Raw genomic sequence first — 22420 nt, forward strand, 5'->3', positions numbered from 1 at the left:
TCCCCCACACCGCGAGCGCCCCGCACCAACTGTGACCGGCCAACCCCTAAACCCAGATGCCGCTAAAGGGCGCCGCGGCCTAATCGCTGCCCTTGTGGGCATGGCGGCCGCGGCCTGCATCGTGGCGGTGTTGCTGGTGCTGCCTGCAGCCCAGGCCGATCCCTACAGCCGTCAGACCCTTGAGCTCAGCGGCTCCAGCGAGAAAGGCGGCCGGCTGTTTCGGCTCAATTGCGCCGGCTGCCACGGCATCGCCGCCCAAGGCCTGGTGGGCCCCAATCTCCACGGGGTCGCCGCCCGCAAGAGCTCCCGCCAGCTGATCCAGCAGGTGGTGAGTGGCCGCACGCCGCCGATGCCCCGCTTCCAACCGGAACCCCAGGCCATGGCGGACCTGCTGGCCTATCTGAACGGTCTTGTGTGAGCGGCGCCGCCCAGCTGGCCGTGGTGCTGGTGGAACCCTCCGGGCCGCTCAACGTCGGCAGCGTCGCTCGCCTCTGCGCCAACTTCGACGTCGGTGAGCTGCGCCTGGTGGCGCCCCGCTGCGACCACCTCGGCGAGGAGGCCCGGCGCATGGCCGTACACGGCGGCTGGCTGCTGGAGCAAGCCCGCCTGTTCCCCAGTCTCAGCGACGCACTGGCCGACTGCTGCCGGGTGGTGGCCACCAGCGGCCGGCGGTCCGGCGAGCCCCTACCCCTGCAAGCACCGGAGCCGGCCCTGCGCTGGCTGTCCCAGGCCAGGGGCCCCTGCGCCCTGGTGTTCGGCCGGGAGGATCGGGGCCTCAGCAACGACGAGCTGCTCCAGGCAGGCCAGCTGCTCACCCTGGGCAGCGGCGACGCCTATGCCTCCCTCAACCTCTCCCACGCTGCAGCCCTGGTGCTGCATAGCTGGCATTGCTTAGGGAGCGGCTTGGGAAGCAGCCCTGAGGTTGGCGCCCTGCCGGAGCCAAGCGACCGCCAGGCCCTCGAAGCGATGCTCGGCGATGCCGAGGCCCTGCTGCTCGACGTGGGCTTCCTCCATCCCCACACTGCCCACGCCCGCATGGCCAAGCTGCGGGGGCTGCTACAGCGGGCCCAAATCTCCACTGAAGAGGTGGCCCTAGTGCGCGGCATGGTGCGCCAGCTGCGCTGGGCCAGTGAGCGCGGGAGCAAACCTGGTCAGACCCCTTAACTTCAGGTCACTTCGTTGGAGTGGCCCGTGACCGCTGGCCGTCAGCCCCGTAGCCCCAAGAACCGTTGGGGAGGCCCCTTCCGGTTGGTGTTGCGCCTGGTGGTGATGGGAATCGGTCTGGGCGTGGTCACCGGCACCAGCCTCAAGCTGCTGGCCCCCCGCCTGGCCCAAGGCGCCAGCAAGGCCCCCAGCCTCGACCTCGGCGCAGCCCGCAACAGCAAGGGCCTCGATCCGGGGCAGTTCGAAGCCCGCACAGAGCTGGCAGCGGTGAGCAAGCGCTGGGGCGAGCTGGCAGCAGCCCAGAAAGGTCTCACCGCCAGCGCCTTCCTGCTGGTGCTCGACGACGGCCGCTTTGCCCAGCTGCAGCCCGACCTACCCCTACCGGCCGCCAGCTCAATCAAAACGCCGATCCTGCTGGCAGGCCTGGAAGACCTCGACAACGGCAAGTTGCGCTGGAACGAGCCCCTGCCCCTCACCAAAGAGGTGGTGGGCGGCGGAGCCGGCTGGATGGCCAACAAACCGGTGGGCACCCGCTTCCCGTTTTTTGAAGCAGCCACCGAAATGATCCGGGTGAGCGACAACAGCGCCACCAACCTGCTGATCAAGCGTCTAGGCGGCAAAACGACCCTCAATGAGCGTTTCACCGCCATGGGCCTGCCCTCAACGGCAGTCAATAACTGGCTGCCCGATCTCGAAGGCACCAACACCACCAGCAGCCGCGACCTGGCCAAGTCGATCGCCATGGTGGATATCGGCGAAAGCCTGAGTCCCCGGGCTCGGGACCTGTTTAGGGAAATCATGGGCAGCTCCCGCACCAACACCCTGATTCCCCTGGGCTTACTCCAGGGGCTCGGTAAAGATGCCGCCGACCCCGACAGCGAGCTGCTCAGTTTCGGCATCACCGTTTACAACAAAACTGGTGATATCGGCATTGCCTACGCCGATGCGGCCCTGATCCAGCTCCCCAACGGCCAGCGCGCCGTGGCGGCCTTCATGGTTAAAGGTCCGTTCAACGACCCCCGCTCCACCGATCTGATCCGCGCCATGGCAGCTGAAGTTGCAAAAACCCTGGTAGGCCGCAAATGAACCGCCCTCCCCTGCTCCAGGCCAGCTGGCTGCCCCTGCTGCTGCTAACCAGCCTGGCTGCCCCCGCCCTGAGCCAGACCCAATCCAACCCAGCGGCCCCGCTGCTACGCCCCCAGACCGTGGCGCCCTTGAGCGGCGGTCTGGATCGGCTGCTACTGGTAAACGACAACAACCCCGAGCTGATTCGCGCGCCCGGGATCCTGCTCTCCACTTTCCCCGGCGCCGGCCGCGGCGTGCCTGCAGCCCACCTGGATGTGGCGCTTAACGGCCGCTTTGATCTCTTCAGCCATCACGTGTATGCGGGCAAGCCGGAGAGCCTCGACTCCACCCTGTGGCTGGCGGTGCTGGCCGCTCCCCGCGGCCCCGGCCCCGTAACCCTGAAGCTGCTGGCTGGCTCAACGGCCCTCTCTCAAGCGGTGGATCCAGGCCAGGCCGGCGCCCCCTTCCTGCCCCTGCCAGCCCTGATGGTTCAGGGCACTACGCCGGTGTGGGCTGGCCCCGGCAGCCGGGTGGCCACCGAATTGCTGGCCCGCCAGCGCAGCCCCGAGCTGCCCGCCAGCTGGACCCTGACCCCAGGCGCTCCTACCACCCTGATCGTGCTGCCCCTGCCGGTGCGGGGCCTCGATCCCCTGCTCAACGGCCGCAACCTGCAGCTGCGGCTGGAGAGCTCGGGCCCCGTGAGCCTGGCCACCCTGGCGGCCTTCGGCAGCGGCAATCAGCCGCCGGCCCCCTCCAGCTGGGCCGCCCTGCTGGAGGGAGACCTCAGCCCCCGGGAGCACAGCCCCACTCCCCGGGGCAGCAAGGGGGGCATGGTGTATTCGCGGGTGAGTGGGGTGCAGGTGGGCAGCACCTGGCGCAGCCGCCTCAGCGATCCGGGCAAAAATTGGTTGAGCGTGAGCCGGGCGCCGATCTCCTGGCCGATCAGCAGCCTGGAGCGCGGCACTCTCGGCAGCGGCCAGGTGCAAACCGCCGAGCTGCAGGCCTTCTACCCAGGCACAGCCTGGGCCGCCCACGGCAACTACGGCGTCGAATACGACCTCAGCATCCCCCTGCGCAACGACACGACCAAGCCGGTGACCCTGCAGCTGGCCCTGGAATCGCCGCTCAAGGGCGATGCCGCCATTGGTGGCTTGCGCTTCAAAAGCATTGGCGGCATCGCTAGTGGCAGCCGGCCGGTGATGTTCCGCGGCACGGTGGAGGTGACGGGCCTTGATGGCGCCAGCGCGGGCAGCAGGCCCGTTGGCCGGCGCAGCTTCCATCTGGTGCAGCGTGCTGGTGAACCCAGCCCCGCCTTTGGCACCATCAGCCTGGCTCCAGGGGCCAGCCGCCAGCTGCAGGTGCGGCTGATCTATCCGGCCGATGCCACCCCGCCCCAGGTGCTCAGCCTGTTGCCGCTTCCAGATCCAGCTATGAACCCAGCTGTGAAACAATCCGAATCAACTCCAGCCAGCCGTCCGTGACGCCAGTTCGCAAGCGCAGGGTCTTCCCCTTCACCGCGATCGTCGGGCAGGAGGAGATGAAGCTGGCCCTGCTGCTCAACGTGATCGATCCGCGCATTGGCGGCGTGATGATCATGGGCGACCGGGGCACCGGCAAATCGACCACGATCCGGGCCCTGGCCGACCTACTGCCCGAAATCGATGTGGTGGCGGGCGACCCGTACAACAGCTCCCCCTTCGACCCAGACCTGCAGAGCACGGAGGTGCGCGCCCGCGCCGAGCAGGGTGAGGAGCTACCGGTGGAGCCCCGTCAGGTGCCGATGGTCGACCTGCCCCTAGGCGCCACGGAAGATCGCCTCTGCGGCACGATCGACATCGAAAAGGCCCTGAGTGAAGGCGTGCGGGCCTTTGAGCCCGGCCTGCTGGCCAAGGCCAACCGCGGCCTGCTCTATGTGGATGAGGTGAACCTGCTCGACGACCACCTGGTGGACGTGCTGCTGGATTCAGCCGCCTCCGGCTGGAACACGGTGGAGCGCGAAGGTGTGAGCGTGCGCCACCCGGCCCGCTTCGTGCTGATCGGCTCCGGCAACCCCGAGGAGGGGGAGCTGCGGCCCCAGCTGCTCGATCGCTTCGGGATGAGCGTGGAGGTGCGCACCGTGCGCGATCCAGAGCTGCGGGTGCAGGTGGTGGATCAGCGCACCGCCTTCGACAGTGATCCAGACGGCTTCAACAACGACGTTCAAACCACCCAGGACGCCCTGCAGGACCGGGTGATTGCGGCGCAGAAGCTGCTGAATCAAGTGGCGATCGACGCTGACCTACGCATTCGCATCTCGGCGGTGTGCGGCGAGCTGGATGTGGATGGCCTGCGCGGCGACATCGTCACCAATCGAGCCGCACGGGCCCTGGCCGCCTTCGAGGGTCGCACCGAAGTGGGCGAAGAAGACGTGGCTCGCGTCATGGCCTGCTGCCTGCGCCATCGCCTGCGCAAAGACCCGCTGGAAACGATCGACTCCGGCGACCGGGTGGTGAAGGTGTTCTGCAAGGTGTTCGAGCGGTCCGACAGCAGCGATCGCAGCGCCTTCGAGCTGGCGTTGGTGGGGTGAAGCACCCCATGGCCTCATCTGCTGACTGCATCGGCCGGGTGATGCTTTTCAGCGCCTGTCTCGGCCTGATGCCACTGGCCCCCTCCGCTCGGGCCACGCCCGAGCTGGTGGTGCTGATGCGGCATGGCCACAAAGGTCATGGGGGGTCCAATTACAACCTTTCGGCGCAGGGATTCGAGCGCGCTAATGCGCTGGCCTCGCTGCTGCCGCAATGTTTTGGGCGCCCCAGCCAGATCCGTAGCTTCTATCTCGATCCCATTTCCGGCAAGAACGCCCGCAGTTACCAGACGGCCGTGCCTCTAGCGGTTGCTACCGGCGTAGACATCGCCATCGACCTCGCCTCCCGCGAGGATTCTTTCCAGTCAGGACGCCAAATTCTCACCGATCCGAGCGTTGCCGGCGGCAAGGTGGTGCTGTTCTGGGAACACCGTCGCCTGCCGCAGCTCGCCGCAGGCCTGGGCTGGCCAGCGATGGCGCCGATCGCCGACGACGACTTCGACCAGCTGATTGTGCTGCGCTACCGGCCGTCCCTAATGCAGCCCGAGGTGCGGACCTACAGCCAGGCCCAGCTGCTAGATGGCCAGCAGCGCTGTGAACCACTCCTTGAGCCTCGTCGGCAACCGCGGAGCTGACTATCGCCGGCCCTGAAGTCCTCAGATCCTCAGATTCAGATATTGCCTCCCCCCAATTGTCAGCAACGATCACCGCCATGCCCACCTGTGCCAAACACCGTTCCACCACCCTGCGGCGATCTCAGTGGGTAGCTGGTCTGCTGGCCGCCCTAGCCCTGCAGCAAACATGCCTGGCCGCCCAAGCCGAACCGGCAGCAGCGGAGCTCAAACTCGACCAGCGCCGACTGGCCGCAATCGCTGGCCTCCCTCCAGCGCCCGGCAGTGCCGCGGAAGCCGCTGATCTGGCAATCCTGGAGTGGCTGCAGCGCTTCCGAAGCCCCGAGATCGTGGCCACCACCTGGCTGCTACTAGACCGCGACCTCAATGTCTTCAGCAGCGCTGTGGGCACTGAGCTCGGCAAGGCCACGCCAATGCTCAGCGCCGGCCTTCACGCGTTCATGGCGCCGGTGAACAGCGCCTATCGGGGAATCAAGCAACAACAGGGCCGCATCCGTCCTTACATCGCCCACCCTGGGCTCGAGCCCTGCCTGCCAAGGGAGAACACCGGCTCCTTTCCCTCTGGACACGCCGTGTGGTTCCGCAGCACAGCCGAGCTGCTCGCTGACCTACTTCCCGAGCGTCGCGAGCGCCTGCATCACGTAGGCCGCCAGGGTGGAGCCAACCGGGTGCTGTGCGGCGTGCATTACCCCTCAGATGTGGAGGCAGGCCAGCGCCTCGGTGCCGACGCCGCCCTTCAGATCATCGCCAGTCCCCAGTGGCGAGCCTTCCGGCAGGATCCGGCGCTACGGGCGGAGCTCGAATTGTTGCGGGCAGTTCCAGCCAAGGCCCTGCCGCCGATGCTGCGCTGAACCATGCGGATCCTCGGCATCGATCCCGGCCTGGCCCGCGTCGGCTACGGGATGATTGAGGTAGAGGAGCACCGCGGCGGCGCCCAGCACCTGCTCGACTGCGGCATCATCCGCACCGATCCTGGACGCAGCGATGGGGAACGGATGGTGGAGATCGCCCGCGACCTGCGGGTGCTGATCCGCACCTGGCAGCCCCAGCTGGCGGTGGTGGAAAAGTTTTTCTTCTACCGCTCCAGCACCACGATCTCGGTGGTACAGGCCCGCGGCGTGCTGATGATGACCCTGGCACGGCTCAAGGTGCCGGTGGTGGAGTTTCCGCCGATGCAGATCAAGCTGGCCCTCACCGGCCATGGCCACGCCCAGAAGGACGACGTGCTCGAGGCGGTGATGCGGGAGCTCAACCTCGACACCCCACCCCGCCCCGATGACGCCGCCGACGCCCTCGCCGCGGCCCTCACCGGCTGGTTTCAGCGATGAGTGCCAAAGCCAACCTGCGCCAGCAATTCCGGGCCCGGCGCCTGGCCCTGCTGCCGGAGGCCCAGCCCGCCATCGAGGCCCAGGCCCGGCGGCACTGTCCTGCTCTGGTGCCCCCCGGGCGCCATCTGGGCCTCTACTGGCCCCTGGCCGGCGAAGTCGACCTGCGCTCGCTGCAGGCCCTACTGCCCAACCAGCTGGCCCTGCCGGCCATCACCGCCGCCCCAGGCGATCCGGCGGCCCGGCTGGTGTACCGCCCTTGGCGGAGCGGCGACGCCCTGGAGCCCGATGGCTGCGGCATCCCCGCCCCAGCGGCCCGATCCGCAGCCCATGGCGACGGCGCGCTAGCCGCGGAGCAGCTGGGCTTGCTGTTGATTCCTGCCCTGGCCTGCGATGCGGCGGGCATCCGCCTGGGCTACGGCGGCGGCTGGTACGACCGGCTGCGGGCCGAGCCCACCTGGGCCCAAGTGCCGGCCCTGGCGGTGCTGCCCCGGGGCTGCCGGGTTGAGCGGCTGCCACGCGACCCCTGGGATGTGCCCCTGCATGGCTGGATCGATGAAGACGGCCTCGGGCTCCCTTCTTAAGGGAACTGTTCTTGTGGAAACTGTTCTTGACGGGACCATTCTTGACAATGCCTTTACACGGGACGCACTGCGAGCAGCTATTTGCCAGGATCAACGCATAGAACAGGCCACGCCTTGGATCTCAAAGCTTTTACTGCTCCCTGCGGCTACGCCTCGGTCCCAGAAAGGGTCTTGGCTGCCGAACTTCAGGAGCGCGGCCAAAGCCACGATGCCCTCTCGATGATGGTGAGCTCGATGGTGCGGATGGTGCAGGCCGGCAAAAGCAGCGATAGTCGTTGGCAAGCTTCCTGATTCAGCCATGAATCTGCGTGTAATTCCGGCCCTGCTGCTGCTTGCCAGCGCCGCCCCGGCCCATAGCCACGCGATTGAAAGCAGCCTGGAGCGCATAAGCAGCCTCACCGATCAACTGGTGCTCGACAGCCGTTTCGGCAATGGGGAACCCGCCGATGGTGCGGTGGTGCGGCTGGTGCCGCCCAACGGTGAACCGGTCGAAGTAGGTCGCACCGATGCCAGTGGTCAACTCCGCTTCCAGCTGCCTAGCAATGCAACCTCCGCCTGGGAGCTACAAGTAGACCGCGGCCCAGGCCACCGCGACTATCTCGAGCTACCAGGGGCAGCACCGGCGCTTTCAACGGGCTTCAACAGCTCCCGACCAGGGCAAGGAATCCGAACAGAGCTGGCACTGCTCGGCCTCAGCGGCGCAGCAGGCGCCCTGGTTGGGGCCCTGAGCTGGCGCCGCGGCGGCCGGCGCTGATGAGCATTGCCCCCAGCGGCAGTCCGGCCCTAGACCGCATGGTGGAGCGACTCGCCAGCACCAGCGATCCCCGCCGCCGCTACGAATACGTGCTTTGGCTGGCCAAAAAGCTCGAGCCCCTGCCCGATGAATTTCGCCACGACGCCTTCAAGGTGAAGGGCTGCGTTTCGCAGGTATTTGTGGTGGCGGAGTTAGTCGATGGCGCCCTGCACTGGCGCGGTGACTCCGACGCCGCCATCACCAAGGGACTGCTGGCCCTGCTGATTGAAGGGCTAGAAGGGCTGACGCCGCAGCAGGCCACCGCCATCGATCCGGCCTTCATCGCCGCCACCGGCCTGCAGGCCAGCCTGACTCCCTCAAGGGCCAACGGCTTTCTCAACATCCTGCGGCTGATGCAGGCCCAGGCCCAGTCCTTGGCGGCCACCACCTAGGCCAAGCCAGTTGATTTCTAGGATCGACAAATTGATACCCCCCAACGAATGACCATCGGCATCGGCTTGCTCGGGCTCGGCACGGTGGGGGCTGGTGTGGCAGCCATCCTGGCGACCCCGGCCGGCCGCCACCCGCTGGTGGGCGAACTCGAATTGCGGCGGGTGGCCGTGCGCGACCTGAACCGGCCTCGCACGGTGGAATTGGCAGCCGAACTGCTAAGCACCGACCCAGAAGCCGTGGTCGACGACCCGGCGGTCGACATCGTGGTGGAGGTGATGGGTGGCCTGGAGCCGGCCCGCTCCCTGATCCTGCGGGCGATTGCAGCTGGCAAACCGGTAGTAACCGCCAACAAGGCCGTGATTGCGCGTTATGGCGAGGAGATCGCCGCCGCCGCCGCCCGCAGTGGGGTCTACGTGCTGATCGAAGCCGCCGTAGGTGGCGGCATCCCGATCATCGAGCCCCTAAAGCAGTCGCTGGGAGCCAACCGGATCCAGCGGGTGAGCGGCATCATCAACGGCACCACCAACTACATCCTCAGCCGCATGGCGGCTGAGGGGGCCGCCTACCCAGACGTGCTGGCCGACGCCCAGCGGCTGGGCTACGCCGAAGCCGACCCCGCTGCTGATGTGCAGGGGGGAGATGCAGCCGACAAGATCGCAATTTTGGCGGGCCTGGCCTACGGCGGTCCGGTGCCCCGCGAGGCCATCCCAATAGAGGGGATCGACCAGCTCGATGCCCGCGACATCGCCTACGCCGAGCAGCTTGGCTATGTGGTGAAGCTTTTGGCCGTGGCCCAGGCGATGCCAAGTGAGCAAGCCGTGCAGCTCCTCGATGTGCGCGTCCATCCCACCCTGCTGCCCAAGGCCCATCCGCTGGCCGGGGTGAACGGTGTCAACAACGCGATCCTGGTGGAGGGAGACCCCGTGGGCCAGGTGATGTTCTACGGGCCCGGGGCTGGAGCAGGACCCACCGCATCGGCGGTGGTGGCCGACATTCTCAACATCGCCGGCATCCGCCAGGCCACTGGCGGCAGGGGCACTCAGGCGCCCCTCGATCCCCTGCTGGCCGCCGGCAGCTGGCGCGACTGCCAGCTGGTCGAGAGTGCCGTAACCAGCCACCGCAACTACTTGCGGCTGCGCACCAGCGATCGGGCCGGCGTGATCGGTGCTATCGGCACCTGCTTTGGCGAAGCGGGGGTGTCTATTCAATCGATAGTGCAGTTCGAAACCCAGAGCGCCGGCGGCGCCGAAATCGTGGTGATCACCCACGAGGTTTGCGAAGCCAACTTCCGCCAGGCCCTAGCCGCAATCGAGGCCCTGACAGATGTTCAGGCCGTGGCCGCCTGCCTGCGCACCCTGTAGCAGCGGGCCTGATTGACTCCATCAGGTCTCCAAATCGCCATCAACTGGCCACTGGGCCCAGCGGCAGGCCACAGTGGGGGCATAAATCGAAATTAATTATTAAGACCCCAGCGGGGTCTGATCTGAAGGGGCCAGTGCTGCGGCAAGCCCTGTCGAGATCCCCACACTCAGGCCGATGTTTGTAGCGAGACGAACAGTGTCCAGCCCCTGTCCCCCGCAACATCTGCCCAGCAAGTACCAATCAGTTAGCACCTAACCCCATGACCGGCCCCACCTGCTCCAGTGCCCAGGCCTCGAGCACATTCAACCTTCACCAAGGCGCCTGCGTGCACCTTGAAAGCGATGAGCAGCTCTACCAAGTAATTGGCGTCGACGACCACCACGACCGCTGCTGGCTGCGCCGCTGGCCCCTGGCGCGCCAGGGATCGGAAGTGTTTGAAATTTCCCTGCAACAGGTGCGCCCTGCCTGGCCTCATCGGTCTTGAATGGCGTTGATTTGATGGCCGCCCCTTGCCCCGCGCTCCGCGGCTGACGCAAACCCTGGCAGCAGCCCTGCTGACCAGCGGCCTGGCAGCTGGCCTGACTCTCTCCGGCTGCCGGCCCAAGCACGAGGCGTCGGCCAACCGGCTGGTAGTTGCCAGCAAAAACCGCATCGACACGGTTGATCCAGGCGGCGCCTACACCTTCGGCGCCATGCAGCTGCTGAGCGCGATCGGCGATCCGCTCTATGCGGTCAATGCCGCTGGCCAGCTGGAGCCGCGTCTGGCAGTGGCGCTGCCCCAGCTGAGTGCCGACGGGCTCAAGGCCCAGGTGCAGCTGCGCCAGGGCGTGCGCTTTCACGACGGCACGCCGTTCAATGCCGCGGCCATGGTGTTCAGCCTGGAGCGCTTCCTAGCCATCGGCAAGCTCAGCTACCTGCTGGGCGATCGGGTAAGCGCCGCGCGGGCCGTGGGGCCCTACACAATCGAGCTGACGCTCAAGCGCCCCTTCAGCCCCCTGGCCGAGCTGCTCAGCGCCGTCAACCTGACGCCCCTCTCCCCCAGCGCCTACAAAAACCATCGCGATCGCTTCCTCAATGACCGCTTCGTGGGCACCGGGCCCTACCGGCTCAGCTTCTTCACAGGCCAGCAGCAACGCCTAGAGCCGTTTGCGGGGTATTGGGGGGCCAAACCCGCCAATGGCGGCATCGACCTGGTGTCGCTCAGTAATTCAACCGCCCTCTACGGCGCCCTACAGAGCGGCGAGGTGGATGTGCTGCTCTCGACCAGCCTCGAAATCGACCAGCAGGCCGCCTTGCAACGCCAGGCTGCAGCTGGCAGCCTGCAGGTGGGCAGCGGTCCGGCACTGGAGATCGGCTACCTCACCCTGCTCACCGACCAGCCGCCCCTCAACGATCCCCGGCTGCGCCAAGCAGTGGCCTATAGCCTCGATCGCAACACCATCAGCCGCCGGGTAACCCTGGGCCTGCGGCCGCCCCTGCGCGATCTGGTACCCCCCAGCCTCAAGGGCTCCGACCCCCAGGCCTGGCCCAGCTACAACCCAGCCAAGGCCCGCCAGCTCTACCGCCAGGCCGGTTACTGCCAGGGCAAGCGACTGGCCCTGCCGCTCACCTTCCGCTCCAACATCCCCGCCGACCGGATGTTTGCCCTCACCTGGCAGGCCCAGCTGCAGGAAGATCTGGGCGATTGCGTTGAGCTCGAGGTGACCGGCATGGAGGCCACCACCGCCTATCGCCAACTTGGGGAAGGGAGCTTCCCGCTAATCCTGCTGGAGTGGATGGGCGACTTTCCCGATGCCGACAACTACCTGGTGCCCTTGCTGGGCTGTGAGGAAGCCCAAGGGGAGCGCTGTCTCAAGGGGGCCAGCGCCGCCAGTGGCAGTTTCTGGGCCAAACCCGGCCTGCAACAAGACCTGGAGCGCAGTGCTTCCGTAGCCGGCCCCGCCCGCGCCGCCCTGTTGCGCCGCATCCAGCGCCAAACGGCAGCCGCCAACCCCTACCTACCGGTGTGGCTGGTGGCACCGCGGGCCTGGGCCCAGCCCAGCATCAGCCAGCCCCGTTTCGATGGCTCCGGCCGCCTATTGCTACAGGAATTGACCCGTAAGCAGACCCCCCAAGGGAGCACCAAACCATGAGCCGCCGCCGGGCCCTTTTGCGCTACCTGGCCGCCCGACTGGCGCTGGCGCCATTGATGTTGTGGCTGATCGCCAGCCTGGTTTTTCTGCTGCTGCGGCTGGCGCCTGGGGATCCGATCGACGCCCTGCTCGGCACCCGCGCTCCCGAAAGCGCCCGCGCTGCGCTGCGGGCCCAGCTGGGCTTGGATCAACCATTGCTGCACCAATACGGCAGCTTCCTGGGCAAATTGCTGCATGGCGACCTGGGCACCTCGCTCACCAACCAGGAACCGGTGACGGAAGTAATTCGACAAAGCCTGCCGGCCTCCCTGGAACTGGGGGTGGTAGCCCTGCTGCTGGCTGCCGTTGTGGGTCTAGCGGTGGGCTTTTCCGGCATTGCCCGCCCGGAAGGCAAGCTCGATCTAGCGGGCCGGCTCTACGGAATCGGCACCTATGCCCTACCGCCCTTCTGGGCCGCAATGGTTGTGCAGTTGGTGTTTGCGGTGTGGCTGGGCTGGCTGCCAGTGGGGGGGCGCTTCCCGCCCACCTTGCTGCCGCCCGAGGGCAGCGGCTTCTACCTATTTGACAGCCTGCGCAGTGGCCTGGCCACGGGCGAATGGCAGCAGCTGCTTGGGAGTGTGCGCCATCTGGTGCTGCCAGCGGCCACCCTGGGCCTATTGCTTAGCGGTATCTTCGCCAACTCGCTGCGACTCAATCTGCGCCGCAGCCTCGGCTCCGATTACGTGGAAGCAGCCCGCAGCCGCGGCCTGGGCGAGGCCCGGGTGGTGCTGCGCCACGCCCTGCCAAATGCCCTGCTGCCGGTGCTCACGATCACGGGCATCACGGTGGCGTCGCTGATCGGCGGAGCGCTGCTGATCGAGGTCACCTACTCCTGGCCCGGCATCGCCTTCCGGCTGCAGGAAGCGATCGGCCAGCGCGACTACCCGCTGGTGCAGGGCATCGTGGTGGTGGTGGCCGGCCTGGTGGTGCTGGTGACGGTGCTGGTGGATCTACTGGTGGCCGTGCTCGATCCGCGCATCAAGTTCTGAGGCTTGTCTCTGAGGCTCAACCCTGAGCCTTAAACCTGAGTCTTAAACTTGCAAAATCCTTGCAAATCGGGAGCCTTGCTCCTGAAATGCAAGGATAAATAGTGTGGAAAAGCAGAGGAACCTGTGCTGCAGCGGCAGAAGCTGGCCTTGGTGCGCGAGCGGCTGAATCAGTTTCCCGCCGTGGCTCTGCTGGGCCCCAGGCAGGTGGGCAAAACGACGCTCGCGGAACAGATCGCCGCTGATCAAACGAGTCTCTATCTCGATCTGGAATCGCCAGGCGATCGAGCCAGGCTGAGCGACCCCGAGCTGTATCTGAGCAGCCATGCCGACAAGCTGGTGATCCTGGATGAGGTGCAACGGCTGCCCGAGCTGTTTGCCGTGCTGCGGGGCCTTATCGACCAGGGCCGCCGCAGCGGCAGGCGGAGCCATCGCTTTCTGCTGCTGGGTTCCGCCTCCCTCGATCTGCTGCGCCAATCGAGCGAATCTCTGGCGGGACGCATCGCCTACCTGCAACTGGAGGGTTTCAACCTGCTGGAGGTGGGAGCACCGCAGCAGGAGCTGCTGTGGATTCGCGGCGGCTTTCCGGAGAGCTTTCTGGCCGGTGATGAACCCGGCAGCGTGATCTGGCGCAGCAACTTCATTCGTACCTACCTAGAGCGGGACATTCCCCAGCTCGGTGCTCGGATCCCAGCGGAAACCCTGCGGCGCTTCTGGACCATGCTGGCCCACGACCAGGGAGGCCTCCAAAACACCGCCCAGCTGGGCCGGGGGCTTGGAGTGGATGGCAAAACGGCCGCTCGCTACCTAGATCTGCTGGTTGACCTGCTGCTGGTGCGACGTCTGCCACCATTCCAAAGCAACACCGGCAAGCGGCTGGTGAAATCACCCAAGGTGTATGTGCGGGACAGTGGCGTGCTGCACACCCTGCTGGGCCTGGACAACCGGGAAGCGGTCCTGGGCCACCCGGTGGCCGGTGGCAGCTGGGAGGGCTTCGTGATCGAGCAGCTGCTCAGCGTCGCTCCCGAGCGCACACAGGCTTGCTTCTACCGCAGCGCTGCCGGAGCTGAAATGGACCTGGTGCTGGATCTGCCTGGGCCCGAGCGCTGGGCGATCGAGGTGAAACGCGGCCTGGCCGCGAAACCAGGCAAGGGGTTCCATCAGGCCCGGGCCGACCTGCAGCCGAAGCGGAGCTTCCTGGTTTACGCCGGTGACGAGCAATACGGCATCGGCGATGGAATCGAGAGGATCAACCCCAGCCAGCTCTGCACCTTGCTGCAGGCCAGCCGCTGAAGCTCACTCTGGCGGCAGCAACCCCTGCCAGCGGCGAGCCTGGTGGCGATCGAGCACATAGGCCCGGACGCCGTCCTGTTCGCGCCGCTGGGGGGAAAGCAGCAATGGGTGCTCAATGCCTTGCAGAAATTCGCTGGTGACGTTGAGCAGCAGCGCCTGCACCTTCAGGGGCTCGATGCCCACCAGCTCCTCACCGAGTCGAAACAACGCTTCCCCCCGGTTGTCGATACGCACCGGTGAGAAATGGCTGGCCCCCTCCACCAGCACCAGCCGGCTGTGGGGATGGGTAGCTCCAGCAAACACGGCCAGCTGCTCCTGCACCGGAGGCGTCACCAGATCGAGACTGCCGCCCACCAGCAGCACCGGCACGTTGAGGTCTTGCAGGCCGCGGTGGGGCCAAAGCAGGCTTCCGAAACCATTGAAGGCAACCACTCCCAGCAAGGGCGTGGCCTGGGACCGCAAGGGGCCTGCGCTGGCGTCGCCATCACCGGTGATCCGAGGCAGCTGGCACTGGAGCAGCCGCGACAGGTTGGTGAGCGGCAAGGACGCCAGGGCCAGCTCACAACGGCGACCAAGTCCCCGCTCCGGCACCAGGCCAGCCCCCATCAGCGCAGCCAGGCCACCAAGCGAGTGCCCCCCCAGCACCACTCCCTGCTCCCCCGCAGGCGCCGGGCCCAAAGCAGGCAGCTGACCCTCCCGCTGGGCCTCAAGCACGGCCTGCAGATCTGCCAGGCGCTGGGGCAGGGTTTCGGCCCCGGGCGGTGGGGCATCACCAAGCAGCGACGCCTGCAGTGCCTGCTGGTCGCTGCCGGGATGGACCACCACCAAGACGGGCCAACCCTGGTCGGCAAGAGCCGCCGCCAACCAGCTGAGCTGGTCGGCGCTGCCGCCCAGGCCCGGCATCAGCAGTAGCCAAGGGCCACGGCGGGCCTGCTGGGCAGGCCATAGCTCCAGAGGCAGGGACGCCACCCGATGGGGCACCGGCAACTGCAGGCGCTGGGGCTGGCGCCGCACGGCGCTCGTAAACCCCAAAGGACTGGAGCTACGCCGGGGCAGGGACAGCTGGCGCAACCGCTGGAGGGCAGTGTTTTGCCGCTTCAGCTGGCTGCGCCACTGTCCAGCCAGCTGAAGCGCCCCATCGAGGCGCAGGGTGACGCTGGCCACAGGCAGGGCCCGCAGCAGCTCCAGGGCGGAGACGCTGCTCTGCCGCTCCAGCAACTGACGCAGGCTGCTGAGCAGCAGCGGTGCCGTACTGCGGTCATCAGCACCGGTGGTGAGCAGGCTGCCGGCTTCTTTAAGCATCTGCTCACCGGTCCAGCTGTTGAGCAGCTGCAGCCCAAAGCTGCGATCCCGCAGCAGCGGCGCCTGCAGCAAGCGGACCAGGTCGCGGCGACTCTGGGAATCCAGCAGCATGAGCCACGCTTGCAGGCCATTCCCTTCCTGCTCGGGCTGGCGAGTCCAGGACTCCAGGGCCGCCAGGTCGATGGGCAGCGCCAGGCCATCGAGTTGCAGCACCAACTCTTCGGCAGCCCGAGCCGGCATGCAGCCCATGGCCAGAGCTCCGGTAAAGCAACACCAAAGGCGTAACGAACGGCGAGCCAAGGCCAAAGGCGAGGAGTTCTTATTCTCCCGCGCCAGGGCGCCAGACTCCCCTCACTTAGCTAACGGCCCGTTTGCGCCCCTTCCGTTCCGCCAGTGCGCCGCGGTCCGCCAGTCCGGCACGGTCCGGCTGGCTGGGCCAGTTTCCGGCGGCACTGCGCCAGGTGGCCCTAGTCCGACTGGTGGCTTCGTTTGGAGCCGGCGGGGTGCTGTACCTAACGCCGATCGTGTTCCACCAGGCGGCCTTCAGCGCCCAGTCGGTGACCCAAGGCTTGGCGCTGGCGGCGCTGGCGGGCACGGCGGGTCGTTTCTTGAGCGGCATGCTGCTGGATCGGGGGCTGGCCTGCTCGATACCGGTGCTACTGGCCGCCCTGGCAGCCCTGCTGGGGGATCTGCGGCTGTTTGGCACGGCCAGCTTCCCTGGCTACGTGCAGGGGCAATTGCTGATCGGCATCGCTGCCGGGCTCTACTGGCCGGCGGTTGAGCTGGCGGTACCCCTGGGCTGCCGCATGGGGCCTGCCCCGATTCCCACCGCCCGGGGCTATGCATTGGTACGCAGCGCCGATGCGGCTGGGATTGCGGCTGGAGCCCTGCTCGGGGCGCTGCTGGCCGCAGCCGGCCGGCTGCGGGGCATCTACCTGATCGACATCATCTGTCTGCTGGTGGTGGTAGTGCTGCTGCTCAGGCAGCCCCTGCAGCGGACTATCCCTACCAGCTTCGATCCAGCCGACCACACCCCCTGGCGCCAATGGTTGCCGCCACTGCTGCCGCTACTAGCGATCAGCCTGCTGGCCACCTCGCTGCCGGCACTGATGCAGAGCGCCCTGCCCCTGGACCTGGTGCGCGGCGGCCTGGAGCGGGCTGCCATGCCCGAAAGCCTGGGGGCACTGCTGGTTGGTCTGCAGCTGGGCGTGCTGGTGCTGATCCAGTGGCCGGTGGGTCAGGCCCTGGCCAAGCGTCCGATAGCGCAGGGGCTGGGGCTGAGCCTGGCCTGCTTTGCCATGGGCACGGTGCTGCTGGCCTTTTCAGCCCTAAGCAGCCAGGGGCTTTGGCTGGTGCTGCTGGCCCAGCTGCCCCTGGCCCTTGGGGCAGCTGCTTTCCTGCCGATTGCCACCGCAGCGGTGATCGAGCTCAGCCCCAGGGAGCACCAAGGCTTGGCCATGGCTCTTTTTTCCCAATGTTTTGCCCTGAGCGCTCTAGGGGCGCCACTGCTGGCCGGCTTAGCCCTCGATGCCCAAAGACACGCCGGTGGCTTCTGGATCGGCATGACCCTGCTATGCCTGGCTGGCCTCAACCTGGTGAAGCGGCTCAGGCCGAGGCCAGCTGCGGATTTTGGATCTGACGGGGTGAGCTGAAACACATGTCCAAAATCTGAAACCCCGTCCGAAATCTGAAACCCAGTCCGAAATCCGTACAGGCTGTGAAAGTTGTACGAGTTGTACTGATTAAGAGGAGGAGCCGAGCTTCAAGCTGAGGCCGGCGGTTCTTCGCGAGCGGTTGCCTTCTTAGCCACCCAGGCCTCGTGGGGTAGGGGCTCGGTTCCGTATTCCCAGTCGTCGTAGTCGGGATCGTTGCGGATCTTCTGGTGCAGCTCCTTCTGCACGTCAAAATCGTGGGGATGTCCAACATCCACGGCTTCTTCCGGCTGAGGGTTAGTTGGTTGGGGGGTAGTCATGGCTTATCTCTCAGCAAATCCATTCTGAAGCAGGTTCAGGCTCGGTGAAATGCCCCCAAGCTCACACGTTGAACAGAAACTCCATCACGTCGCCCTCAGCCACCACATATTCCTTGCCCTCAGCCCGCAGCCAGCCCTTGGTGCGAGCTTCCACCAGCGAGCCCGCCTCGAGGAGCTGCTTGTAGCCGATGGTTTGGGCGCGGATGAAGCCGCGCTCGAAGTCGGTGTGAATCACGCCAGCGGCCTGGGGGGCGGTCATGCCCGCCTGGATGGTCCAGGCGCGGGTTTCCTTCTCGCCGGTAGTGAAATAGGTGCGCAGCCCCAGCAGGTCGTAGGTGGCGCGGATCAAGCTCTGCAGGCCGCCCTCCCCTACCCCGAGACCCGCCAGGAATTCGGTGCGATCCTCCTCTGGCAGTTCGATTAGTTCAGCCTCCACCTGGGCTGAGATGCGCACCGTGCCCGCCCCTTCCTTAAGGGCCAGCGCTGCCACCTCCTCGCAGTAGGCGTTGCCGCTGGCCAGATCGTCTTCGCTGACGTTGGTGGCATAAATGATCGGCTTGGCGGTGAGCAGCCCCAGGGGCTTGAGCAGCGGGGCCTCCTCATCGCTAAGGGCCACATTGCGGGCCGCACCGCCGGCCTCCAGCTCCACCTGGATGCGCTCAAGGGCGGCATCTTCAAGCTGGGCCTCCTTGCTGGTGCGCACCTGCTTTTTGAGCCGCTCGCGTCGCTTCTCCACCTGGGAAAGATCGGCCAGGCCCAGCTCGAGATTGATCACCTCGGCATCGCGGGCCGGCCCCACCGAGCCACTCACATGGATCACGTCGTCGTTTTCGAAGCAGCGCACCACGTGGACGATTGCGTCCACCTCGCGGATGTTGGCCAGAAACTTGTTGCCAAGACCCTCTCCCTGGCTGGCCCCCTTCACCAGCCCGGCGATATCGACAAACTCCACCCGGGTGGCAATGATCTCCTTGCTGGAGCTGAGGGCAGCCAGCTGATCGAGCCTGGGGTCTGGCACGGAGACCACACCCGAATTCGGCTCAATCGTGCAGAACGGGTAGTTGGCGGCTTCGGCCTGGGCGTTGGCGACCAGGGCATTGAACAGGGTCGATTTGCCAACGTTGGGCAGACCGACGATTCCGGCTTTAAGCATGGCTGAAATCTACGGGCCGCAGGTCGAGGCGCCAGCAGCGAAAATAGAAGTCTCTGCCCCCAGCCCAATTTCCACCCCCACTGCAGTGCCGGTGATTTCCAGCTCGCCGCGCCGGCCCTGGCAGCGGCGGCGCCTTTGGGCCGCAGCCGCCGCAGGGCTTGTACTCGTAGCTGGCATAGGCCTCGTGCAGCGGCAGCGCGGCACCAACCGGGCCAATCTCGAGCCGTACACCGTTGTTGCAGCTGCGGGCAACCTGCCAGGGGTGGTGAGTGCCAGCGGCGAACTCGAGGCCGAAAAGCGCGTGAACGTCAGCCCCAAACGGCAGGGGGTGATCGAGGAGCTCTACGTGGAGGAGGGCAACCCGGTGGACCGCGGCCAGGCCCTAGCTCGCATGGATCAAGGCGACCTCGACGAGCGGCTCGCCGAGCTGCGGGCCCAGTTGCGCTCAGCCCAGGCCCAGCTGGCCCGCAGCCGCAGCGAGCTGGAGCGCAACGAGAGCCTCTACCGTCAAAACGCCATCAGCCTCAGTGACTTCAACAGCGTGCGCAGCACCTTCCTGGTGGACCAGGCGGCCATGCAGGCCAGCCGCCAACGGCTGCAGGCGCGCCAGGTAGAGCAAGCCGACCTCGTGGTGCGGGCGCCGTTCGATGGGGTGGTGACCCAGCGCTTCGCCGATCCTGGCGCCTTTGTGACACCCACCACCACCGCCTCGGCCACCGCCGGCGCCACCAGCTCCTCGATTGTGGAGCTAGCCCAGGGCCTGGAGGTGGTGGCCAAGGTGCCGGAAAGCGACATTGGCCGTGTGCAGCTGGGCCAGAGCGCCACGGTGCGGGTGGATGCCTTTCCCGATAAAAGCTTTGAAGCACGGGTCAAGCGCGTCACCCCCCGGGCCGTGAAGATCAACAACGTCACCTCCTTCGATGTGGTGTTGCGCTTAGTTGGCGAGCCCCCCCAGCTACGCATCGGCATGACCGCCGACGTCGGCTTCCAGACAGGTCAGGTGCAGGCCGACACCCTGGTGCCCACCGTGGCGATCGTCACCGAGGCGGGGCGGCCGGGCGTTCTGCTGGTGGGCAAGAAAAACCAGCCCACCTTCCAGCCGGTGGAGCTCGGCATCAGCAGCGGCAAGGACACCCAAATCCTCTCCGGGCTCAAAAGCGGCACCCGGGTGTTCATCGACCTGCCGCCCTGGGCCCAGAAACGCAAATGAAATGGGTGCCTGAGGAGAACCCTCAGGCAGCCAGGAAAGTGCGGGCAGCCTCCACGATCCGACCTGAAGCCTGGCCGTCGCCAAAGGGATTGTGGGCCCGGGCCATGGCCTCGTAGGCGGCCGGATCATCCAGCAGGTGGCTGGCCTCGGCCACGATGTCGGCGCTGTCGGTGCCGATCAGCTTGGCCGTGCCCGCCTCCACAGCCTCAGGGCGCTCCGTGGTGCGGCGCAGCACCAGCACCGGCTTACCCAGCGATGGCGCCTCCTCCTGCAGACCACCCGAATCGCTCAGCACCAAGGTGGCGCCGCGCATCGCCGCCACCAGCTGGTCGTAATCGAGGGGTTCCACCAGAAAGGCGCGGGGGTGGTCGCCGAGCAGGGCCTGCAGGGGCTCTCGCACGGTGGGATTGCGATGCAAGGGCAGCAGCAGAGCGGTATCGGGATAGCGCTCGAGCAGCTCACGGAAGCCGCGGCCTATGTCCTGTAGGCGCTCTCCCCAGTTTTCACGCCGGTGCACCGTGGCCAGGATCACCCGCTGCTTCTCAAAATCGAGGCCGGGCAGGGTGTACGGAGGCGCCTGCTCGGCCATCAACAGCAGGGCATCGATCACCGTGTTGCCGGTGGTCAGCACCGTGCCCACCACCCCTGAGGCCCGGCAATTAGCAGCCGAGAGGGCCGTGGGGGCGAAGTGCAGCTGGGCCAGCTGGGAGATCAGGCGCCGGTTGGCCTCCTCCGGGAAAGGATCGAGCAGGTTGTCGGTGCGCAGCCCGGCCTCCACATGGCCCACCGGGATCTGCTCGTAGAAGGCCGCTAGGGCCGAGGCAAAGGCGGTGGTGGTATCTCCCTGCACCAGCACCAGATCGGGCCGATGGTCGCCAAATTCCTGCTTCAGCCCCTGCAGCGCGCCGCAGGTGATGTGGGTGAGGGTCTGCTTGGGGGCCATCAGGGCCAGGTCGTGGTCGGCCGTCAGGCCAAACAAGCCCATCACCTGGCTCACCATCTCGCGGTGCTGGCCGGTGAGCACAACCCGAGTGCGGAAATCGTCGGCCTGCTGAAAGGCCCTGATCACCGGAGCCAGCTTGATGGCCTCCGGACGGGTGCCCAGCACGATCGTGACAAGGGGCTTGGACACCGAAGCGCTGCAGACCGTTTGATCCTACGAAGGTCGTCAGCAAAGGGTCCGGTGCTGACAGAAGCCGCAGCAGCAGCGAAGCTGGGCAAATATCGGTGACCGCAGATGACGACTTCACCCTTTCCTCCCTCTCCCCTTCCCCCGTCACCTTTCCCCCCAGCCGCAGCACCGCCAGCTGCGGCGCCCCCTGCCCCCACCCCAGACATTGGAACTGCCCCCAGCCGGGTAGATAACGGCAGCCAGCCCGACAGCCTCGAAGGCATCGTGCGCATCGCCAACGAAAGGGGCTACTCCGACGTGCACTTGGGAGTTGGAGAGGAACCCCGCTTCCGGGCCCGGGGGGAGATGGCTGGCACCGGTTGGCCCGTGACTGATGCGGCCACCTTCAGCGGCTGGATGAGAGAGATGCTCAGCCCCGTTGAAATCGACGCCTTCCAACGCGACAAGGAATTCGACGGCTCCCACGCCTTTTCCTTTGTGCGAGTGCGCATCAACCTGTTGGATTCGTTGCGGGGTCCGGCGATGGTGCTGCGGCTGATCCCCCAAAAGATCGCCACCATGGAAGATCTAAACCTGCCGCCAGTGCTCAAGGAGCTCGCGGCACGGCCCAAGGGAATGATCCTGGTTACGGGCCCCACCGGCTCCGGCAAGAGCACCACCCTTGCCGCGATGATCGACTGGATCAATCGCAACATGTGCCGCCATATTCTCACCATCGAAGATCCGGTCGAATTCGTACATGAAAGTCGCCAATCTTTGATTCGACACCGGGAGGTTGGTCAGCACACCAAGGTGTTCCACAACGCCCTGCGGGCAGCCCTTCGAGAGGACCCCGATGTAATCCTGATTGGGGAAATACGTGATCAAGAGACCCTGGCCACAGCCATCGAGGCCTCCCAGACAGGCCACTTGGTATTTGGCACCTTGCACACAAACTCCGCCGTCAAAACCGTAGAACGGGTGCTGGGCATGTATCCCCCTAGTGAACAGGACAGTGTTCGGCGTGCGGTTTCAGAATCACTGCTCGGCGTGATAGCCCAAGGACTCCTTAAAACAACCGACGGCAAACGGGCCGCTTATCACGACATTTTGATCAATACCGACGCCTGCAAGGACTACATCCAGCGAGGTGAACTCGATGAGATAGAGGAGATCATGAAGCGCAGCACTTTCGATGGCATGCAAACCGCAAATCAGTCGTTGCAGCAGTTGGTAGAAGCCCACCGGGTTACCCCAGAGGATGCGATAGCCCAAAGCCTCAAGCCCAACGAGCTGGCTCAAGCGCTACGCGGTCGCACCTGAGTCAGTGCTGCAAAGGTT

24 protein-coding genes are annotated in these 22420 nt (G+C 66.2%); 20 read left to right on the forward strand and 4 right to left on the reverse strand.

What is annotated here, in order from left to right; all coding sequences use genetic code 11:
• The first annotated feature begins 31 nt into the window (after positions 1-31).
• The 17 genes from KBZ22_RS06050 (at position 32) to KBZ22_RS06130 (ending at position 14331) form a co-directional block, all read left to right on the forward strand.
• Entirely contained in the window at positions 32-418 is a 387-nt protein-coding gene (locus tag KBZ22_RS06050) for a c-type cytochrome (protein WP_396094758.1), read from the forward strand.
• Positions 415-1164, forward strand: coding sequence for an RNA methyltransferase (locus tag KBZ22_RS06055; protein ID WP_255021415.1), 750 nt, complete (start codon positions 415-417; stop codon positions 1162-1164). The genes KBZ22_RS06050 and KBZ22_RS06055 overlap by 4 nt, the downstream gene beginning before the upstream one ends.
• Before the next feature lie 105 nt (positions 1165-1269).
• The gene (locus tag KBZ22_RS06060) at positions 1270-2250 is read left to right on the forward strand and encodes a serine hydrolase (protein WP_255021506.1); all 981 of its coding nucleotides are present in this window, start codon (positions 1270-1272) and stop codon (positions 2248-2250) included.
• On the forward strand, positions 2247-3710 hold the full coding sequence (locus tag KBZ22_RS06065; RefSeq protein WP_255021416.1) for a DUF3370 domain-containing protein: 1464 nt from the start codon (positions 2247-2249) through the stop codon (positions 3708-3710). Before KBZ22_RS06060 ends, KBZ22_RS06065 begins: the two co-directional genes overlap by 4 nt.
• Positions 3707-4795, forward strand: a complete 1089-nt coding sequence (gene bchI / locus KBZ22_RS06070) for a magnesium chelatase ATPase subunit I (protein WP_255021417.1) — start codon at positions 3707-3709, stop codon at positions 4793-4795. The genes KBZ22_RS06065 and bchI overlap by 4 nt, the downstream gene beginning before the upstream one ends.
• Positions 4796-4803: 8 nt before the next feature.
• Positions 4804-5427 carry a hypothetical protein gene (locus tag KBZ22_RS06075; protein ID WP_255021418.1) on the forward strand — a complete coding sequence of 208 codons (624 nt, stop codon included), beginning with the start codon at positions 4804-4806 and terminating at the stop codon, positions 5425-5427.
• 56 nt (positions 5428-5483) lie between these two features.
• The gene (locus tag KBZ22_RS06080) at positions 5484-6275 is read left to right on the forward strand and encodes a phosphatase PAP2 family protein (RefSeq protein ID WP_255021419.1); all 792 of its coding nucleotides are present in this window, start codon (positions 5484-5486) and stop codon (positions 6273-6275) included.
• A gap of 3 nt (positions 6276-6278) precedes the next feature.
• Positions 6279-6752: a crossover junction endodeoxyribonuclease RuvC gene (ruvC, locus tag KBZ22_RS06085; RefSeq protein WP_254935977.1), complete on the forward strand. Its 474-nt coding sequence runs from the start codon at positions 6279-6281 to the stop codon at positions 6750-6752.
• Positions 6749-7333 carry a 5-formyltetrahydrofolate cyclo-ligase gene (locus tag KBZ22_RS06090; RefSeq protein ID WP_255021420.1) on the forward strand — a complete coding sequence of 195 codons (585 nt, stop codon included), beginning with the start codon at positions 6749-6751 and terminating at the stop codon, positions 7331-7333. The genes ruvC and KBZ22_RS06090 overlap by 4 nt, the downstream gene beginning before the upstream one ends.
• 114 nt (positions 7334-7447) lie before the next feature.
• On the forward strand, positions 7448-7624 hold the full coding sequence (locus KBZ22_RS06095; protein WP_255021421.1) for a hypothetical protein: 177 nt from the start codon (positions 7448-7450) through the stop codon (positions 7622-7624).
• Positions 7625-7631: 7 nt separating this feature from the next.
• Positions 7632-8087, forward strand: coding sequence for a hypothetical protein (locus KBZ22_RS06100; RefSeq protein WP_254942488.1), 456 nt, complete (start codon positions 7632-7634; stop codon positions 8085-8087).
• Positions 8087-8518 carry a SufE family protein gene (locus KBZ22_RS06105; RefSeq protein ID WP_254942489.1) on the forward strand — a complete coding sequence of 144 codons (432 nt, stop codon included), beginning with the start codon at positions 8087-8089 and terminating at the stop codon, positions 8516-8518. The genes KBZ22_RS06100 and KBZ22_RS06105 overlap by 1 nt, the downstream gene beginning before the upstream one ends.
• 48 nt (positions 8519-8566) lie before the next feature.
• Entirely contained in the window at positions 8567-9880 is a 1314-nt protein-coding gene (locus tag KBZ22_RS06110) for a homoserine dehydrogenase (protein WP_255021422.1), read from the forward strand.
• A gap of 260 nt (positions 9881-10140) precedes the next feature.
• The gene (locus KBZ22_RS06115; RefSeq protein ID WP_254942491.1) at positions 10141-10365 is read left to right on the forward strand and encodes a hypothetical protein; all 225 of its coding nucleotides are present in this window, start codon (positions 10141-10143) and stop codon (positions 10363-10365) included.
• A 25-nt stretch (positions 10366-10390) separates the two neighbouring features.
• The gene (locus KBZ22_RS06120; RefSeq protein ID WP_255021423.1) at positions 10391-12013 is read left to right on the forward strand and encodes an ABC transporter substrate-binding protein; all 1623 of its coding nucleotides are present in this window, start codon (positions 10391-10393) and stop codon (positions 12011-12013) included.
• A complete protein-coding gene (locus KBZ22_RS06125; protein WP_255021424.1) occupies positions 12010-13041 on the forward strand; it encodes an ABC transporter permease in 1032 nt (343 codons plus the stop codon). Before KBZ22_RS06120 ends, KBZ22_RS06125 begins: the two co-directional genes overlap by 4 nt.
• A gap of 123 nt (positions 13042-13164) precedes the next feature.
• Positions 13165-14331: an ATP-binding protein gene (locus KBZ22_RS06130; protein ID WP_255021425.1), complete on the forward strand. Its 1167-nt coding sequence runs from the start codon at positions 13165-13167 to the stop codon at positions 14329-14331.
• A 3-nt stretch (positions 14332-14334) separates the two neighbouring features.
• Here KBZ22_RS06130 and KBZ22_RS06135 read toward each other — a convergent pair whose 3' ends face one another.
• On the reverse strand, positions 14335-15933 hold the full coding sequence (locus KBZ22_RS06135; RefSeq protein ID WP_255021426.1) for an alpha/beta hydrolase: 1599 nt from the start codon (positions 15931-15933) through the stop codon (positions 14335-14337).
• 71 nt (positions 15934-16004) lie between these two features.
• Between KBZ22_RS06135 and KBZ22_RS06140 the strand changes: the two genes are divergently transcribed.
• Entirely contained in the window at positions 16005-17285 is a 1281-nt protein-coding gene (locus KBZ22_RS06140) for an MFS transporter (protein ID WP_255021427.1), read from the forward strand.
• Between the two features lie 110 nt (positions 17286-17395).
• Here the strand turns inward: KBZ22_RS06140 and KBZ22_RS06145 are convergent, their stop codons facing one another.
• Positions 17396-17605 carry a hypothetical protein gene (locus KBZ22_RS06145; RefSeq protein WP_255021428.1) on the reverse strand — a complete coding sequence of 70 codons (210 nt, stop codon included), beginning with the start codon at positions 17603-17605 and terminating at the stop codon, positions 17396-17398.
• A gap of 61 nt (positions 17606-17666) precedes the next feature.
• Positions 17667-18758 (reverse strand): redox-regulated ATPase YchF, encoded by a 1092-nt coding sequence (gene ychF / locus KBZ22_RS06150; RefSeq protein WP_254942497.1) that lies wholly within the window; start codon positions 18756-18758, stop codon positions 17667-17669.
• 85 nt (positions 18759-18843) lie between these two features.
• Between ychF and KBZ22_RS06155 the strand changes: the two genes are divergently transcribed.
• On the forward strand, positions 18844-19968 hold the full coding sequence (locus KBZ22_RS06155; protein WP_396111756.1) for an efflux RND transporter periplasmic adaptor subunit: 1125 nt from the start codon (positions 18844-18846) through the stop codon (positions 19966-19968).
• Positions 19969-19990: 22 nt separating this feature from the next.
• Here the strand turns inward: KBZ22_RS06155 and wecB are convergent, their stop codons facing one another.
• A complete protein-coding gene (wecB, locus tag KBZ22_RS06160; protein ID WP_255021429.1) occupies positions 19991-21100 on the reverse strand; it encodes a non-hydrolyzing UDP-N-acetylglucosamine 2-epimerase in 1110 nt (369 codons plus the stop codon).
• 105 nt (positions 21101-21205) lie between these two features.
• Here wecB and KBZ22_RS06165 point away from each other — a divergent pair, with 105 nt between their 5' ends.
• Complete coding sequence (locus KBZ22_RS06165) at positions 21206-22402, forward strand: type IV pilus twitching motility protein PilT (RefSeq protein ID WP_255021430.1); 1197 nt, start codon at positions 21206-21208, stop codon at positions 22400-22402.
• Positions 22403-22420: the final 18 nt, after the last annotated feature.

Origin of the sequence: Cyanobium sp. L1E-Cus (assembly GCF_024345755.1) — a bacterium.
GTDB lineage: Bacteria > Cyanobacteriota > Cyanobacteriia > PCC-6307 > Cyanobiaceae > Cyanobium_A > Cyanobium_A usitatum.

What these genes read in the sequence shown, in the direction of transcription:
- KBZ22_RS06090 (WP_255021420.1), top strand. Translation starts at nt 6,749, where the DNA reads ATGAGTGCCAAAGCCAACCTGCGCCAGCAATTCCGGGCCCGGCGCCTG.
- KBZ22_RS06105 (WP_254942489.1), top strand. Translation starts at nt 8,087, where the DNA reads ATGAGCATTGCCCCCAGCGGCAGTCCGGCCCTAGACCGCATGGTGGAG.
- KBZ22_RS06110 (WP_255021422.1), top strand. Translation starts at nt 8,567, where the DNA reads ATGACCATCGGCATCGGCTTGCTCGGGCTCGGCACGGTGGGGGCTGGT.
- KBZ22_RS06075 (WP_255021418.1), top strand. Translation starts at nt 4,804, where the DNA reads ATGGCCTCATCTGCTGACTGCATCGGCCGGGTGATGCTTTTCAGCGCC.
- KBZ22_RS06145 (WP_255021428.1), bottom strand. Translation starts at nt 17,605, where the DNA reads ATGACTACCCCCCAACCAACTAACCCTCAGCCGGAAGAAGCCGTGGAT.
- KBZ22_RS06065 (WP_255021416.1), top strand. Translation starts at nt 2,247, where the DNA reads ATGAACCGCCCTCCCCTGCTCCAGGCCAGCTGGCTGCCCCTGCTGCTG.
- ruvC (WP_254935977.1), top strand. Translation starts at nt 6,279, where the DNA reads ATGCGGATCCTCGGCATCGATCCCGGCCTGGCCCGCGTCGGCTACGGG.
- ychF (WP_254942497.1), bottom strand. Translation starts at nt 18,758, where the DNA reads ATGCTTAAAGCCGGAATCGTCGGTCTGCCCAACGTTGGCAAATCGACC.
- KBZ22_RS06165 (WP_255021430.1), top strand. Translation starts at nt 21,206, where the DNA reads ATGACGACTTCACCCTTTCCTCCCTCTCCCCTTCCCCCGTCACCTTTC.
- KBZ22_RS06115 (WP_254942491.1), top strand. Translation starts at nt 10,141, where the DNA reads ATGACCGGCCCCACCTGCTCCAGTGCCCAGGCCTCGAGCACATTCAAC.
- KBZ22_RS06125 (WP_255021424.1), top strand. Translation starts at nt 12,010, where the DNA reads ATGAGCCGCCGCCGGGCCCTTTTGCGCTACCTGGCCGCCCGACTGGCG.
- KBZ22_RS06100 (WP_254942488.1), top strand. Translation starts at nt 7,632, where the DNA reads ATGAATCTGCGTGTAATTCCGGCCCTGCTGCTGCTTGCCAGCGCCGCC.
- KBZ22_RS06060 (WP_255021506.1), top strand. Translation starts at nt 1,270, where the DNA reads ATGGGAATCGGTCTGGGCGTGGTCACCGGCACCAGCCTCAAGCTGCTG.